The following is a 14,367-nucleotide window of genomic DNA, read 5'->3' on the forward strand; positions in this document are numbered from 1 at the left end:
TCTTAGTTTACAAATTGCTGTACGACGTCAATAAAGCGCATGATTTGCGCACGCTCATTGTAAATATGGGGTGATACGCGTATGCCATATTTTCTTGTATCGACTGCGATCCCCTCATTTTTCAGAGCCTGAGTACAGGCTGCCAACTGTGTACCCGGGTTAATAATTGCTGTGCCAGAACACTGCAAAGGGTTCTGCGGAGAAACGCACCACGGTGAGAGAGCTTCCCACACTTGTTTGAGTAAATTTATATTATGCGCTCTCACATGCTCGATACCCTGCTGAGAAAATGCCTCAATACTATGCCCAGCAAGTATAAAAGGCGCCACAGAGGGAGTGCCGCCCCAAAAACGCAGTGCACTCTCATGAGGTACAAAATGATGTATATCGAATTCGAAAGGGTTTTGGTGTGAAAACCAACCTACATCCATAGGCTGACACAATGACACACATTCAGAACTAACCCATAGGAATCCAGCCCCCGGACCACCGCATAGCCATTTTACACTTGAACCAACAACACAATCAGCCTGCCACTTATCCAAATCAATGGGCAAAACTCCCGCCGCTTGCGCAATATCCACCACAATACGACAGTGGTGCTTTTTCGCATGGTCAATAATCTGTTTTACTGGTGCTTGTTGTCCTGTATTTGAATAAACATGGCTGACAAACAACAAATCGTACTCTGCAGTTAAATAGCGCTCCCATGTATCAAAGCAGCTCAAATCTTCGGTATCTGGGATAAAGGTTAACTCAACATCGTGCATAGCTTGCTGCAAAACAAACCCCATGCTCGGAAAGTCATGTTCACTCAACAACACTTTGACCCGACGCTCGCGAAACTCGGGCATGCTCATCAGCCATTTAGTTAACCCGCTCGACAAATTAACCTGAGGGCAAAAATTACTGGCTTGACTACCAAGTAAATCTGCCAGCGCTGCTGTGAAACGTTCAACTCCTTCAAGCCACTGCACCCAAGGTTCTTGATTGAGCTGTTGCCATGGAGCCATGAAGTGGTCATTAAAATCTGCTTGCGCTGTTTTCAGCATGCGCCCAACCGAATGACTAAGCAAATAGTCTTCTGTGGGCAAATAAAAATCACTCGCTTGCATGGTTGCCTCCTCCACTCAAGGTGCTTCTGAGTTGCTGGATATCTGCAAACCGAGTTTCTAGGTCTGCGCGCTTAGCCGCAGCACGCTTGTCTCGAAGTGTTTCTAATTGTTTGAGAAGCACTTCTAAAGGTGGGCCACTGGCCGTCACCTTCTCTAAGTGGTTACTCGCCATAAATTTAGCGGGGTGACAGATATACTTTTCAACGAGTTGATTATGGTGTTGGATCGCAGTATCTCCATGTAGCTTACACGCTTGTAAGAAAACACTTAACGACTCTTGATACCAAGCTTGGTTTCGATAAGTCTGAGCCTCTAGGAATGCATCCATTAAATTCGGCAAACGCATACACTCACGCAATGTAGCTTGATCCTCGGGCATCATATAGAGTAACTTTTCGACCAGTATCTGAGCATAATCAACATCGTTGGCACGGCACAATCCCAGCATCATGTCGATGACATTGATCCCAGCAAAGTCACCTGCATTGGCACCACGATATACCTCCTTACCCACTCGGTATGGTTTATAGTATGGTCTAACAACATAAAAGAACGATTCAGTATCCAGTTGCTTGAACAAAGTCTGATTTGAGCCAATCACATCGAGTAAAGCCCGTTTCACCTCCTCAAATAAAACCGGCGTCATCGGATGAGAAATACCCAATGGTTGAATTTTTAGCAAGGCTTCAGCAGCCCGTTTGTACGCCAAGATACCGCGGGTGTTGTAATCAATAAAAAGCTGCTCAGCAGGGTCACTGGTAAAACGTTTATAAACGCCATCAATCGCCGAATTATGCGTGGTTAAATGGGCAGTCGCGAATCGGGGAGTAACACCGATGGAAGAACCAATGTGCATCGCAAGAGCTGATGCCGCTTTTAAGGGGGAGTAGAGCTCCCGGCTGGGCTCCGTAATTTCATGGCGACGACAAGCAGCCATATACAAACCCACATTACCAAGCAGATCAAAGGCACTGTCAAACCCTTCATCGGTATTTCCCTCAGCCAGCAGTGCTTCAATATGCTGCTCTCCCTGTAACAAGAGCTGTTGTTTTATATCCTCACCGACACCTTCAACATTGGCTCTATCTGATTGATCGCGATAAGCCGCCTCCAATCTATCATTGAGTTCGACAAAATCATTTCTTATCCAGATATCAAAATCTTTTGTTAGTTGCGTCATTGTCAAAATCCTAAAAAATACATCATTGTCAGGCTAACAAAAGTGTAAGAGGGATATTTGCCAATTATTTATTAATCGTTAAACTTAATTAGTGAATTACCTGTTTTTTCTCCCTTTATATAGCAGATTTAACTAATATGCCTGATATTGATAACAAAGATCGCATTTTGCTAAGTGCACTACAAAGTAATGCGCGCTTGAGCAATGCCGCCTTGGCAGAGCAAGCTAGCCTCTCAGACACCCCCTGCTTGAGACGTGTCAAAAAACTCCAACAAGACGGTGTGATTTTGGGGTATCATGCAGATATCTCACCGCAAGCTGTTGGCTACTCGGTTCTTGTTTATGCATTTATTCGCCTTACCAAAAACTCAGTACAAGCAGCCGAGTGCTTTGAAAATCATGTGGATGTATTAAAAGAAGTACGCAGTTGCTCAGTGGTGTCCGGTAGTCATGATTATTTGCTTGAAATCATTGCCGCTGACTTGCCCAGCTATGAGCACTTTGTGAAGCACAGCTTGGCAAATTTGGACTATATCGCAGCGGTCGAGTCAACTATCGTATTAAAACAGACCTTCAATAAACGTGGAGTTCCGTTATGACCCCGAAAGGCAAGTAATTCATGCAAGTTCAATTTCGCTCACCAATCCATAACCTAGCTGCGTATGCACTACTTACTTTAGGTTATTTTGGGTTTGGTAAGCTATTCACTTTATTCGCCTTTCAGAATCAAGTTTTGCCAATTTGGCTGCCTGCAGGCATCGCATTAGTAGGTTGCTGCTTATGGGGCTGGCGATTTGCCCCTGCAATATTTGGCGCATCGGTTCTATTTAATTGGACTACTTATTTTGGTTTTCAGTCACCGTTTAATAACTATACGGATGTTTTACAAGTCATCATTGTCGCAGCCGGTGCTGTACTTCAAGGGGTGATAGGTGGCTATATAATGCGCCTCTGGCTTGGCGACCCATTATTAATGCGCTCTCGTAAGTATATTGCTTACTACGTATTGTTAGTAGGGATATTGGTCAACCTCGTGTCGGCCAATATAGGTATGCTCTCTCTGAGTCTGTTTAACCCTCTGTATGCCTTTTCGCAACACTGGCAAAACGTCATAGCATGGTGGTTAGGGGATAGTTTGGGGATTTTGATCTTTGCCCCGCTGCTATTGATGCTGCTGAATATGACTGTATTTACCACACGCCCCTATCAGCATAAGCGTATTATGCTCGCCACATGCGCTATTTTGTTTATGTCTGTTACCGCGACCACCTATCTATATAATTTGGGTAATTTGAATGCAGCCAAACGAGAAGCGCAGCGCGAAATCAATATTATCGAAAACTTGGTACTTCGACACGTCAATCTCAGCATGTTGGCAGTACAAGGAATGGCTGCAAAATTACAATCACTGCCCGAATTTGAATTGGCAAAATTCCAGCAAATCGCTGAACAACAAAGGCAGCGCTACCCATTTTTATTTGCGCTTTCTTGGGGGCAAAGAGCGCCACAGACACAGGCTCAACAATTACAAGATGAGCTCAATCAACTGTATCGCAACGAAGTCAGAATACAAGGCGCTCCCCTATCGCCAACCGATCCACTGGTTATCGTTAAATACGTCTCACCTCAGGCCGAAAACTTCACTTCGTTAGGCTTTAATATATATTCTCGAGCTAATCGTAAAGCGGCGTTAGAAGACCCTGAAATTATTTTGCAGCCACGTGCAACGAATGTGGTCAAGCTCATTCAAACAACACCCGCTAAGTCTGCGTACATACTCTTTTCGCCTGTATTTCAGCAAAGCACTGAGCAGCAAGACAACCATGCAGATATAACAGGCTACGCCATCGGTGTCGTGCAAACAGATGTACTGCTCAACTCAGTGTTAAAATCCACGCAAGCCAAGAATTATGATTTGGCTTTCTTTGATGGCAACAGCGACACGCCATTCTTTAGCAACCACGATGCTTCGCTGCGCCCTTATCATGCCAGCACGCATAACTATACGCAGATCCAATTTGCAGGCCAAACTTGGCGCCTCACGCTAGCAATTAAAGACAGCTTTATCACTGAACTCAATCATCAACAAACTATATGGTTGTTAACTCTACAACTCAGTATATGCGCGTTAATTACCTTTATCGTGCTACTTTATAATTATCAAAATAATGCGCTTAATCACTTAGTTGCACAGCGCACAGCGTCATTGAACCTCGCATTGCAAGATGCCCAGCAAGCAAACCAAGCAAAGAGCCGCTTTCTCGCCAATATGAGTCACGAAATACGCACTCCGCTCAATGCTGTGATTGGTTTTGCATCGTTAACACGCACTTCAGAATCAATCGAAGTTCTCCAAGGCTATGTCAATAATATCAATATGGCGGCCAAAACGTTGCTCCACTTAGTCAATGATATTCTCGACATAACTAAGATTGAGTCCAATAAGCTGCAACTAGAGCAACATAGCTTTAATTTACAAGAGCTACTTAAACGTATGGATAGCCTCTTTGCGAATAGTGCTCAAGCTAAAAACCTTAGCTGGAAACTCCACACCAATGTAGAACATGCAGTTTGGTTAAAAGGAGATGAACTGCGCATCGAACAGGTACTGATAAATCTATGTAGTAATGCCATCAAATTTACAGAGTCAGGCCACGTCTCCTTACATTGTGAAATATTTGAAAGTGCCACTGATTATCGAGTTCAGTTTACTGTTGCAGATACTGGTATTGGTATTGAACAAAATCAATTAGAACATGTGTTTGCTCCATTTTCTCAGGCTGATAGCTCCACTTCGCGCCGTTATGGTGGCACCGGCTTAGGACTGGCAATTTGCAAAGAGCTAAGCGAGTTAATGTCGGGTCATTTAACCGTAGAAAGCGTCTTGGGCACAGGTAGTCAGTTTTGCTTTAGCCTACGATGCCCATTTGGGGATGCCTTGAATGCCCAAAAACCACAATTTGACCTCGAACTCATTAGCAAGCTAAATGTGTTAGTCGCGGAAGATAATCCAGTTAACCAAATTGTGATCAAATCTATGCTGGATTCGTTTAACGTAACATTTCAATTAGTACCAAATGGTCAACAGGCCATTGCTCGCATTCAAGAACAGCACTTTGATCTGGTCCTGATGGACTGCCAAATGCCTGTATTAGATGGCTATCAAGCGACCTCAACTCTGCGTCAAACACATGATCAACATAGTTTGCCCATTGTCGCTTTGACTGCTGATGTGATGCCTGAAGATAAAGCATATGCCATTGCAATTGGCTTTAATAGCCACCTTGCAAAACCCCTTGATCGCGATAAGCTAGGAGCATGTTTAGATCATTACGCAAAACTATGCTCAAAAGATTCATCGGCTTAATTTCAATTATCGGCGCAATGGCAGCGTCAGCGCAAGATTGCACAACGCTGCCAGCCAATCATCAAAACTTTATTGAAGGTAAAAAAACGGGTGAATATCGCATCGCCAACGATCAAGGCAATGCGACCATCGCGGTGAATGATAAACTGACCTTTGCACAATATGTAAAACAAACGAGAGCGTTAATTTCAGCACGTAATAAACGCGCTCAACTACCTTGCCCACTGCCCAGTTTGACGCATGTGCTACGTGAGGATCCAACCGTATTAGATCACATTGCTCCTTACCAATTAATTCAGTCAAACAATAATAAAGCTGTGCTATTGATCCATGGGCTCACAGATTCACCCTATATCTTCAATGCCATCGCGAGAGACTTGTATAGACAAGGTTTCAATGTTCGTACATTACTACTGCCGGGTCACGCCACAGCCGCAGATGACCTGCGCCACGTAAGTAATCAGGACTGGCAGAAACATGTGCAATACGCTATCAACCGTATGTCAGCAGACTTTCAACAATTTGCGATTATGGGGTTTTCTACGGGTGCCGCGCTTGCCACAATTGAAGTATCACAGGCTCAACCAAACAATCTAAAAGCACTGGTATTAGTGGCCCCAGCCACCGAATCACATAATAAGAAAAGTTGGCTTGCCCAGTGGGTTGATTGGGTCCCATTTATGGATTGGCTTGATCAAGACGCTGATCTGGATTTTGCTAAGTATGAGTCTTTTCCGCTCGCAGCTGCCGCACTAGTTCATAACGTGATGGTTGAAATGATGAACACAAATATCCCTAATGACCTACCAATATTGACCATTATGAGTGATGTAGATGCCACCATAGACAGCCACGCAACACTCAGTTTGCTGAATCGCTGGGCAAATGATCATACTGCTTCGCTACAATTACGTCTCTATTCGAGAAATGGCATGGCCGTTAGTGACAAAATTCAGGTCACCCAAATAAGCCAATTAGACAATGTCGTCGATATGTCCCATGTCGGCTTATTAATACCGCAAAGCCACCCTTATTACGGCAGAGAAGGTAGCTATCGCCATTGCGGCAGCTATTTTGAAGACAACGACGCCTTTGCAGCCTGTAAAACAGCCAAAAATATTACCTTCGGTGAGCACCATGCAAGCAATAAAATGGTGTATCAACCACTGGCACGTGTGACATTCAATCCAGACTTTAACAACTTAAGTAAGCAAATTCTGACATTTTTGGAGTCCCACGTTGAGTAATCAAAGTTTTGAACATCAATTTGTTAACGCGGTCTCTCAGGTCCCAAAAGCTGATTGGCAACAATTAGCGGGTACAGCCATTTTTACCAGTTATGAATGGCTCGACGCGTTAGAGCAAAGCCATTCAGTAGGCGGTCATTCAGGTTGGCAACCCCATCATTTAGTAATATTTGAAAAACACACAGCCAAACCCGTTGCCATCTTACCGGGTTACCTTAAAAGCCACTCCTATGGCGAATATGTCTTTGATTGGGCATGGGCTGAGGCCTATGAGCGCCACAATCTCGCATATTACCCCAAATGGCTCAGCGCAGTTCCATTCACCCCAGTTGTCGGCCCGAGGTTGCTATGTCAAGCACCAACAGATGCATTACTCCAATACATTTTAACTATCCTGAACGACTCCACGTCACACCATGGCTGGTCTGGGTTTCATATTAACTTCCCCTATCACAAGGAAAATTGGCCAACCGAAAAGCTGATGGAACGACTTGGTGTGCAATTTCACTGGCACAATCGTAATTATGCTGATTTCGACACATTTTTGGCTTCGATGAAAGCACGCAAGCGAAAAATGATAAAGAAAGAGCGCGCTCAGGTGCACAACTCTGGTTTACATATAAGATGGCTACAAACGGAACAAATCACCCCCGAGGTGATTTATCAATTTTACCGCTGTTACTGCCAAACTTATCGCAAACGCTCAGGACATAATGGCTACTTAACACAACAGTTTTTTACCTTGCTGTTTGCCAATCTACCTAACAACACGGCGTTATGCTGTGCTTATCAAACTGACCCCAACCAAGATGCCAGTTCATTTATTGCTGCTAGTTTATATCTAATTGATGAAGGCACCTTGTATGGAAGGTACTGGGGAGCCCTAGAAGAAAGTGAGCACTTACATTTTGAGTTGTGTTACTACCAAGGAATAGAGCGTGCAATTGAGCAAGGGTTACAACGATTTGACGCAGGAGCCCAAGGCGAACACAAGCTATTACGCGGCTTTGAGCCCGTATATACACGCTCATTTCATACAATTGCCCACCCGTTATTTGAGCAGGCCATTGCTGAGTTTATCCATACTGAGCGCGCCCAACTTGCGCAGTATTATCAACAATGTCAAAGCTTACTGCCGTTTAAAGAACAATAATCGATTGTTGGCTGGCATCGCGTGATCGGTCACCAATGTCAGCCCAGCCCCTTCGGCCAACTCACAGATCCATTCAAAGTCTCTAATGCCACTCTCTGGGTCACGTTCTTTTAAAAACGCGTCAAACTGCGCATTGCTCTGAGAAGTGAATTCACCTTGGTAATTAAACGGCCCATACACGGCCAATTTACCATTGGTGGCTAAATGCTCAGCGACTCCAACAAAAAACTGCTTCACCAGCTTCGTAGATACAATATGCAAGGTATTAGCTGTGTACATTGCAGGAGCACCTGAAATGGGCCAAGTGTCCATATTCAGATCTAGCACGACAGGTAGTTTTAAGTTACTTAGATTAACCTCTTTGCACCAACTGATAATACCATCATGGTTATATGCCAAATCGGAGGTTTGCCACTCTAACGTTGGCATCGCATTTGCGAAATGCACTGCATGCTGCCCTGTTCCAGAGCCAATTTCTAAAACTTGGGTCACATCAGCAAAAAACGGTAGCAACTTTTGCAATATAGGATCTTTATTGTTTTCACATGCTTGGGAGAAAGGTTTTTTCATTTTGCACCTAAATTGAACAAATACGCGCCTAATTGATGCAACTTTCAGTGAATAATGCAAACTTTTATCAGTGCAATTTCATTACTAACTTGATAAATAAAGAGAAAAAAATTTTGGTATATGGTATGCAAAAAACTTTGGTATTGGCTATAAGTAGTTATGTATAGCCCGTTCAAATACCTTAAATGGAGATACCATAATGAAGTATTCTAAAGTGACACACATGCCCAACCTGAGTTTAGGTCATATTCCTGAAAACAACACACCAGAATCAGAACCGACATATCAACAAGAAGTTGCTGACTTACTCAGCAGTAAAGAACAAGAGAAAGAACAAACCTCTGAGCAATTTATTCTCGGTTATAACTGAGTTACAACCACATCAGTACAATCCAACCAGCAAGGGTTGCTAATCTCCTATTTTAGTGTAATGATAATAATTATCGTTACACTAAAATATAATGCGCCATGGTTACCCCTCAAGTACTTTGCCAATTTCAGCCCCGCTTAGAAACACAATGCCAAAGACCTCATTTAGATGCACCTGTTCATGTAGCACAATTTATTGAGGACGGTTTTAATTTGGCCAAATGGTACGAAAGAAAACCCTGCGTGTTATTACAAGAACTCTATCTACGACGTGTCTTTTTTGAATTGCTCAATCACATTGCCGATCCTTTGGTTCATCAAAGCTTTAGACAACAGTGCTTTGAGCAGCTTCACAAACCGCTTCTCGCACTAAAACGATTTTATAAAAAACAACATCGTTCTATGGCACCTTTCTATCGCCTTGAGCGAGAAGCACGGATCATTAGCCACGAATTTAATCCTTTTAGTTAGGAGTCAGTATGACCACTTACCGTACCGCATCTGATAGCATGGGCACCTTAGAAGTACCTGAAACCGCGCTTTACCAAGCGCAGACACAACGTGCTGTTAATAATTTTCCAGTCAGTGGGCTGACGATGCCAACCAGCTTTGTCCGCGCACTAGCCTATATCAAGCAAGCCGCCGCAGAAGCCAATGCAGAGCTGGGCCACTTAGACAAAGACAAAGCAAAAGCCATCACTACAGCTTGTCAGGCTTTAATTGATGGAGAGCATCTGGACCAGTTTCCCGTTGATGTGTTTCAAACAGGCTCAGGCACCAGCTCGAATATGAACGCCAATGAAGTGATAGCCACGCTAGCCAGCCAACAAAGCGGTCTATCGATCCATCCAAATGATGACGTTAATATGGGTCAAAGCTCAAATGACGTGATCCCGACGGCAATTCACGTAAGTAGTGCAACATCCGCTGTTTATGAGCTACTACCAGCATTAAAACACCTGTCACAAACAATCGAGAAAAAGAGCAAAGAAGTGGGCCACCACGTTAAAACTGGCCGCACTCATTTGATGGATGCAATGCCAGTGACATTTGCCCAAACACTGAGCAGTTGGCAGCAACAAGTTGACTCAGCTTATGAAGGTATTTTAGCTTCTCTAGATAAAGTCTATCAGCTTGGACAAGGTGGTACAGCAGTTGGCACTGGAGTAAACGCTGATAAGCAGTTTTCAGCAACCTTTAATAGCTACCTGAGTAGCAATATCGGTATTCGCTTTAGCCCAAGTCCAAACTTTTTCTACAATATCGGTTCTCAAGATGCCATTGTAGCCTTATCGGGCCAACTTAAAACGTTGGCTGTTGCCAATATGAAGATTGCCAACGACTTGCGCTGGATGAATTCAGGCCCGCTAGCTGGATTGTCTGAAATTGAATTGCAAGCACTTCAGCCTGGCTCATCCATTATGCCGGGTAAAGTTAACCCAGTAATACCAGAAGCCGCAGCAATGGTCAGCGCACAAGTGATAGGTAATGATGCAACTATTACCGTAGGTGGTCAATCAGGTAACTTTGAGTTAAATGTCATGCTACCTGTCATTGCTTATAATATCCTTCAAAGCATTGAACTACTGGCGAACATTTCTCGCCTTGTTGCTGACAAAGCGATCGCGACATTTAAGGTTAATGAGCAAAGTATTCAACAGGCATTGTCTCGCAACCCAATTTTAGTGACTGCACTGAATCCGGTGATCGGATATGAAAAAGCCGCAGCCATTGCCAAATTGGCATACAAAGAGGGTCGCCCAATCATTGAAGTAGCAGCTGAGAATACCGATCTAAGCGAAGATGAATTAAAAGCCTTGCTCGATCCTCAAAAGCTGACTGAGGGTGGCCTGTAAACTAAAAGCGCTCTAATCTTAGAGGGTATGTGGACTGCACTACGCAAAATATTTGCTCACCGATGCCATTCAGCAGCAATAAAGGTGGGCGATGCCAACTTACTAAAAGAGTATAATTTGTGTAGATTTTACCCAGGGTCAGTTCACTTACCCTTGAGCGCTTTCCCTTGTATCTGAGGAAAAAGCGCGGCACACTGTGAAAAAATAAACAGGATAGATTATGAACGCACTTAAGCTAACACTAGCTAGCCTAGTGATAATATCAGGATGTTCCACTACAGAGGCCGGCTCAGAGCAAACACAACAGCAAGCACAGCCTGAAAAACCACAACAACAAGCCACACCAAATAAAAAGCCGATTGCGCCTGCAAAACTGCAAACTAAGTCTGCAACACGCCATGATGCAGGGATGAGTAAGCCAACCCCAGCCAAAATGGTTACCAAAGCAGAGCCAATAGCCAAATATGACCAAGATGCCATTGACGAAGCAAGTATTAAAAATCAACACGCATATTTAAACTTCATCACCAAAGACAAAAGCTGTGACAGTAGTAGCCAATGTCAGGCTATTCCGGTAGGCAGCCGTGCCTGTGGTGGTCCTTCTAGCTATTTGTTATTTTCTACAAAAACAGCGGACCTAGAAAAAGTTTATAAACTGGCTAAAAAGCTCACTGATTCCGAAGCACAATATAATGCCAAACACGGTATGATCAGCATTTGTGAACATTTGCGTCAACCAGCAACACAATGTGTTGAAAATACTTGTGTTAAACTAGAGGGCACAAATAAGTCACCAACTAGGGATTATCGATGAAGCGAAAGGCCGGTATGATTGTAGGCTTGTCACTTATGCTATTAGCTGGGTGTGAAGCCACTTACACAGAAACACAACCGCTACAAAGTGAAGACAGTGATTCACTTGAGCAATTAATTGCAGATAAAGGCTGTGATGCCAGTTTCCAGTGTAAAGTCATCGCCGTTGGTGAGCGCCTAACATGTGGTGGGCCAAGTAAGTATTTGGTTTACTCGTCTCGCAATGTAGATGAAGAACAAGTAGAACGCGCAGCGCACGCCATTACAGCGGCGGAAAAGGCCAAAAATCAACATGCTATTGCAAGTGATATATGCGAGCCTGTGTTACCAATCCAAGCACTGTGTATCAGCAATGCCTGCCAGTCTATCGTGTTAAAATAATCGAATTGACAGTAGCGACCTAGCTACTGTCTACCCAGCCAAAAAGTAGTTCAATATCACCAATGGCACAACACACACGACACACAGCCCCGCCAGCCCTAAGTATTTTAAGACCATGCGCTTTTGAATCCAGTAACTATACATAAAGCGCAACAAGTAGGTCGACGCCACACCAAATAATGCAAAAATCAATAATAGTGATAACAAATAAAAAGACACTGACAACTCATAAACTTATAACCATAAATTTATAATAGCGGCAGTGCCTAAAAAGCGCACCTATTTTGATCTGCACAATAGTGATAGCCTCTTCGACCTCAAAGTACGACAACTACCACTTGTTACTGACAACAACTTTGCCCATCACCTGGCCACTCGCCAGTCTTTCGTGCGCCTGTCCAATATCTGAAAAAGAAAAGGTACTTTCATCTAAGACAGGTGTTAAATAACCTGCATCAACTATATTGGCAATGGAAGCAAGGATTTCATGATGCTCAGCACGTTTTACATTGTGTAGCATGGGAATAAGCATAAATACGACGTGTAGAGAGAGCCCTTTAAAATGTGCAACTGACAAATCAATTTCTGCCAGTGAAACCGTTGTCGCCACTTGACCATTTAATGCAGCCGCCTCAAATGAGTTAAGTAAGTTGGCACCACCCACAGAGTCGTATACTAAATCAAAACCCGCTCCCTCGGTATGTGTTGCCACATAGTCCGCAACGGAGTCTGTCTGGTAATTAATGGGTGTAGCCCCCAGCTTTTCTATGAGTTCGAGTTGCGCATCTTTACTACCTGTTGCGTAAACGTCACCACCAAAATACTTCGCCAATTGCAAAGCAATGTGCCCAACTCCGCCAGCACCACCGTGCACTAATACAGATTGCCCTTGAGCAACACCTGCCCGCTTCAACCCTTCATAAGCCGTGATCCCCACCAGTGGTAATGCAGCTGCCTGCGCCATGGTTAGGCGTTTTGGTTTATGTGCAATCAGGTCAGCATCAGCCAGCATGTATTCACTTAAAGTACCTGGTAGATTAGCAAGGCCACCGGCACAACCGTAGACTTCATCACCAACTTGATACCCTTCAACCCCTTCACCGATTGACTCAACTACACCAGCGAAGTCCATGCCCAAGATTGCAGGTAACGACGGAGATAGAGGTAGAGCAGGGCCCATTTCTCTGATCATTGTGTCCACCGTATTAACGCTACTGGCATGTACTTTGATCAGCACATGACCCGCGGTCACTGCTGGTTTATCCACTTCTGATTCTGTAAATACGTCACTGCCACCAAATGCATTTATTGTCATTGCTTTCATGATTAAATCCTCGCTGATTGAATGGATTTAGTATATTTTTTAACTATAGTTTTGATAATATCCATAAAAATACAATCAGTTTTAAGATCTTATTGATAATGAACATCGCACATTTAAAGCTATTTACACGCATTGCCGCCACACACAATATTAGCTTGGCTGGCAAAGAGTTGGGGCTCTCTGCCGCGGTCGCCAGTGCTCATATCAATAAATTAGAAGAAACGTTGGGTACGAAGCTGTTATACCGAACAACCCGTAAGGTCTCACTGACCGAAGAAGGGCTCGCATTTTTGCCACACGCTGAATCTGTGCTAGAGAGTATTGAAAGTGCAAAAGCTGCCATTGGCGCAGGTAGCCACACGCCTCAAGGCACTTTGCGGATCACCGCACCTGCATCGTTTGGACGGATGCATATCGTGCCTGCGTTAGCCGAATTTAGGTTGCTCTACCCTGATTTAAAAATCGATCTGCGCCTGAGCGACACCATTGTCGATATGGTTGAGGGTGGCTTTGATATTGCCATTCGTAATGCTGCACTCAGTGACTCAACGCTGGTTGCCAGTAAGCTTGCCAGTGACACTCGAATTCTGTGCGCTTCACCAGAATATGTCGCACAGCACGGTATGCCCAGTACACCGCAAGCGCTTCAGTCTCACCCAACCATCAACTTAACGGGCATAGAACACTGGGTGTTTGCCAATTCACAAGGCAATATAAAGTTCAAACCTAATAACGGGTTACAAATTGATAATGGCGAAGCAATTAGAGACGCCTGTATTCGGGGTATGGGCATCACGCTTTGCTCAATGTGGTGCGCCTATCAAGCGCTACAAGAAGGTAAATTAATCCAAGTGCTCAAAGATACGCCTTTGGTCAATGACACTGCACTTTGGGCTGTGTATCCAAACTCTCGATTACTGGCCCCCAAAGTGCGCGTTTTCATTGATTACCTCAAGGCATATATTGGCGATGTCCCATATTGGGAATAAACC

Annotated in this window: 14 protein-coding genes; 10 read left to right on the forward strand and 4 right to left on the reverse strand. The window is 44.0% G+C overall.

The annotated features are described in order from the left end of the window. Nucleotides 1-2 precede the first annotated feature (2 nt). Together N475_RS08185 and N475_RS08190 are read right to left on the reverse strand one after the other, a co-directional pair. Nucleotides 3-1,115, reverse strand: a complete 1,113-nt coding sequence (locus tag N475_RS08185; RefSeq protein WP_063365015.1) for an aminotransferase class V-fold PLP-dependent enzyme — start codon at nucleotides 1,113-1,115, stop codon at nucleotides 3-5. Continuing rightward, nucleotides 1,102-2,295, reverse strand: coding sequence for a PrnB family protein (locus tag N475_RS08190; RefSeq protein WP_063355876.1), 1,194 nt, complete (start codon nucleotides 2,293-2,295; stop codon nucleotides 1,102-1,104). The genes N475_RS08185 and N475_RS08190 overlap by 14 nt, the downstream gene beginning before the upstream one ends. 137 nt (nucleotides 2,296-2,432) lie before the next feature. Here N475_RS08190 and N475_RS08195 point away from each other — a divergent pair, with 137 nt between their 5' ends. The 4 genes from N475_RS08195 to N475_RS08210 are packed head-to-tail and all read left to right on the forward strand — an operon-like array spanning nucleotide 2,433 to nucleotide 8,062. Next, entirely contained in the window at nucleotides 2,433-2,894 is a 462-nt protein-coding gene (locus tag N475_RS08195) for an Lrp/AsnC family transcriptional regulator (protein WP_063355877.1), read from the forward strand. Nucleotides 2,895-2,914: 20 nt separating this feature from the next. Continuing rightward, the gene (locus tag N475_RS08200) at nucleotides 2,915-5,662 is read left to right on the forward strand and encodes an ATP-binding protein (protein ID WP_063355878.1); all 2,748 of its coding nucleotides are present in this window, start codon (nucleotides 2,915-2,917) and stop codon (nucleotides 5,660-5,662) included. Next, entirely contained in the window at nucleotides 5,614-6,909 is a 1,296-nt protein-coding gene (locus N475_RS08205) for an alpha/beta hydrolase (protein ID WP_081232399.1), read from the forward strand. Before N475_RS08200 ends, N475_RS08205 begins: the two co-directional genes overlap by 49 nt. Beyond that, nucleotides 6,902-8,062 carry a GNAT family N-acetyltransferase gene (locus N475_RS08210; RefSeq protein ID WP_063365017.1) on the forward strand — a complete coding sequence of 387 codons (1,161 nt, stop codon included), beginning with the start codon at nucleotides 6,902-6,904 and terminating at the stop codon, nucleotides 8,060-8,062. The genes N475_RS08205 and N475_RS08210 overlap by 8 nt, the downstream gene beginning before the upstream one ends. Here the strand turns inward: N475_RS08210 and N475_RS08215 are convergent. Continuing rightward, the gene (locus N475_RS08215) at nucleotides 8,039-8,632 is read right to left on the reverse strand and encodes a DUF938 domain-containing protein (protein ID WP_063365018.1); all 594 of its coding nucleotides are present in this window, start codon (nucleotides 8,630-8,632) and stop codon (nucleotides 8,039-8,041) included. The two genes, N475_RS08210 and N475_RS08215, sit on opposite strands and share 24 nt — an antisense overlap. Before the next feature lie 199 nt (nucleotides 8,633-8,831). On the opposite strand from N475_RS08215, the gene N475_RS25395 reads away from it, so the two are divergent. The 5 genes from N475_RS25395 (at nucleotide 8,832) to N475_RS08235 (ending at nucleotide 12,051) form a co-directional block, all read left to right on the forward strand. Then, nucleotides 8,832-9,002 (forward strand): hypothetical protein, encoded by a 171-nt coding sequence (locus tag N475_RS25395; RefSeq protein WP_155730838.1) that lies wholly within the window; start codon nucleotides 8,832-8,834, stop codon nucleotides 9,000-9,002. Between the two features lie 98 nt (nucleotides 9,003-9,100). Continuing rightward, on the forward strand, nucleotides 9,101-9,472 hold the full coding sequence (locus N475_RS08220) for a hypothetical protein (RefSeq protein ID WP_063355882.1): 372 nt from the start codon (nucleotides 9,101-9,103) through the stop codon (nucleotides 9,470-9,472). Between the two features lie 8 nt (nucleotides 9,473-9,480). After that, nucleotides 9,481-10,857, forward strand: a complete 1,377-nt coding sequence (locus tag N475_RS08225; RefSeq protein ID WP_063355883.1) for a class II fumarate hydratase — start codon at nucleotides 9,481-9,483, stop codon at nucleotides 10,855-10,857. A gap of 220 nt (nucleotides 10,858-11,077) precedes the next feature. Further along, on the forward strand, nucleotides 11,078-11,671 hold the full coding sequence (locus N475_RS08230; protein ID WP_063355884.1) for a hypothetical protein: 594 nt from the start codon (nucleotides 11,078-11,080) through the stop codon (nucleotides 11,669-11,671). Then, on the forward strand, nucleotides 11,668-12,051 hold the full coding sequence (locus N475_RS08235) for a hypothetical protein (RefSeq protein ID WP_063365019.1): 384 nt from the start codon (nucleotides 11,668-11,670) through the stop codon (nucleotides 12,049-12,051). The genes N475_RS08230 and N475_RS08235 overlap by 4 nt, the downstream gene beginning before the upstream one ends. 331 nt (nucleotides 12,052-12,382) lie before the next feature. On the opposite strand, the gene N475_RS08245 is transcribed toward N475_RS08235, so the two are convergent. Then, nucleotides 12,383-13,375 (reverse strand): zinc-dependent alcohol dehydrogenase family protein, encoded by a 993-nt coding sequence (locus N475_RS08245; RefSeq protein WP_063365020.1) that lies wholly within the window; start codon nucleotides 13,373-13,375, stop codon nucleotides 12,383-12,385. Between the two features lie 98 nt (nucleotides 13,376-13,473). On the opposite strand from N475_RS08245, the gene N475_RS08250 reads away from it, so the two are divergent. Beyond that, nucleotides 13,474-14,364 (forward strand): LysR family transcriptional regulator, encoded by an 891-nt coding sequence (locus N475_RS08250; protein WP_063365021.1) that lies wholly within the window; start codon nucleotides 13,474-13,476, stop codon nucleotides 14,362-14,364. The last annotated feature ends 3 nt before the right edge of the window (nucleotides 14,365-14,367 follow it).

The sequence above is a fragment of the Pseudoalteromonas luteoviolacea DSM 6061 genome, assembly GCF_001625655.1.
GTDB lineage: Bacteria > Pseudomonadota > Gammaproteobacteria > Enterobacterales > Alteromonadaceae > Pseudoalteromonas > Pseudoalteromonas luteoviolacea.

Excerpts from the sequence above, each read along its gene's own strand:
- N475_RS08185 (WP_063365015.1), bottom strand. The coding sequence starts at position 1,115 with ATGCAAGCGAGTGATTTTTATTTGCCCACAGAAGACTATTTGCTTAGT.
- N475_RS08190 (WP_063355876.1), bottom strand. The coding sequence starts at position 2,295 with ATGACGCAACTAACAAAAGATTTTGATATCTGGATAAGAAATGATTTT.
- N475_RS08195 (WP_063355877.1), top strand. The coding sequence starts at position 2,433 with ATGCCTGATATTGATAACAAAGATCGCATTTTGCTAAGTGCACTACAA.
- N475_RS08200 (WP_063355878.1), top strand. The coding sequence starts at position 2,915 with ATGCAAGTTCAATTTCGCTCACCAATCCATAACCTAGCTGCGTATGCA.
- N475_RS08205 (WP_081232399.1), top strand. The coding sequence starts at position 5,614 with ATGTTTAGATCATTACGCAAAACTATGCTCAAAAGATTCATCGGCTTA.
- N475_RS08215 (WP_063365018.1), bottom strand. The coding sequence starts at position 8,632 with ATGAAAAAACCTTTCTCCCAAGCATGTGAAAACAATAAAGATCCTATA.
- N475_RS25395 (WP_155730838.1), top strand. The coding sequence starts at position 8,832 with ATGAAGTATTCTAAAGTGACACACATGCCCAACCTGAGTTTAGGTCAT.
- N475_RS08220 (WP_063355882.1), top strand. The coding sequence starts at position 9,101 with ATGGTTACCCCTCAAGTACTTTGCCAATTTCAGCCCCGCTTAGAAACA.
- N475_RS08225 (WP_063355883.1), top strand. The coding sequence starts at position 9,481 with ATGACCACTTACCGTACCGCATCTGATAGCATGGGCACCTTAGAAGTA.
- N475_RS08230 (WP_063355884.1), top strand. The coding sequence starts at position 11,078 with ATGAACGCACTTAAGCTAACACTAGCTAGCCTAGTGATAATATCAGGA.
- N475_RS08235 (WP_063365019.1), top strand. The coding sequence starts at position 11,668 with ATGAAGCGAAAGGCCGGTATGATTGTAGGCTTGTCACTTATGCTATTA.
- N475_RS08245 (WP_063365020.1), bottom strand. The coding sequence starts at position 13,375 with ATGAAAGCAATGACAATAAATGCATTTGGTGGCAGTGACGTATTTACA.
- N475_RS08250 (WP_063365021.1), top strand. The coding sequence starts at position 13,474 with ATGAACATCGCACATTTAAAGCTATTTACACGCATTGCCGCCACACAC.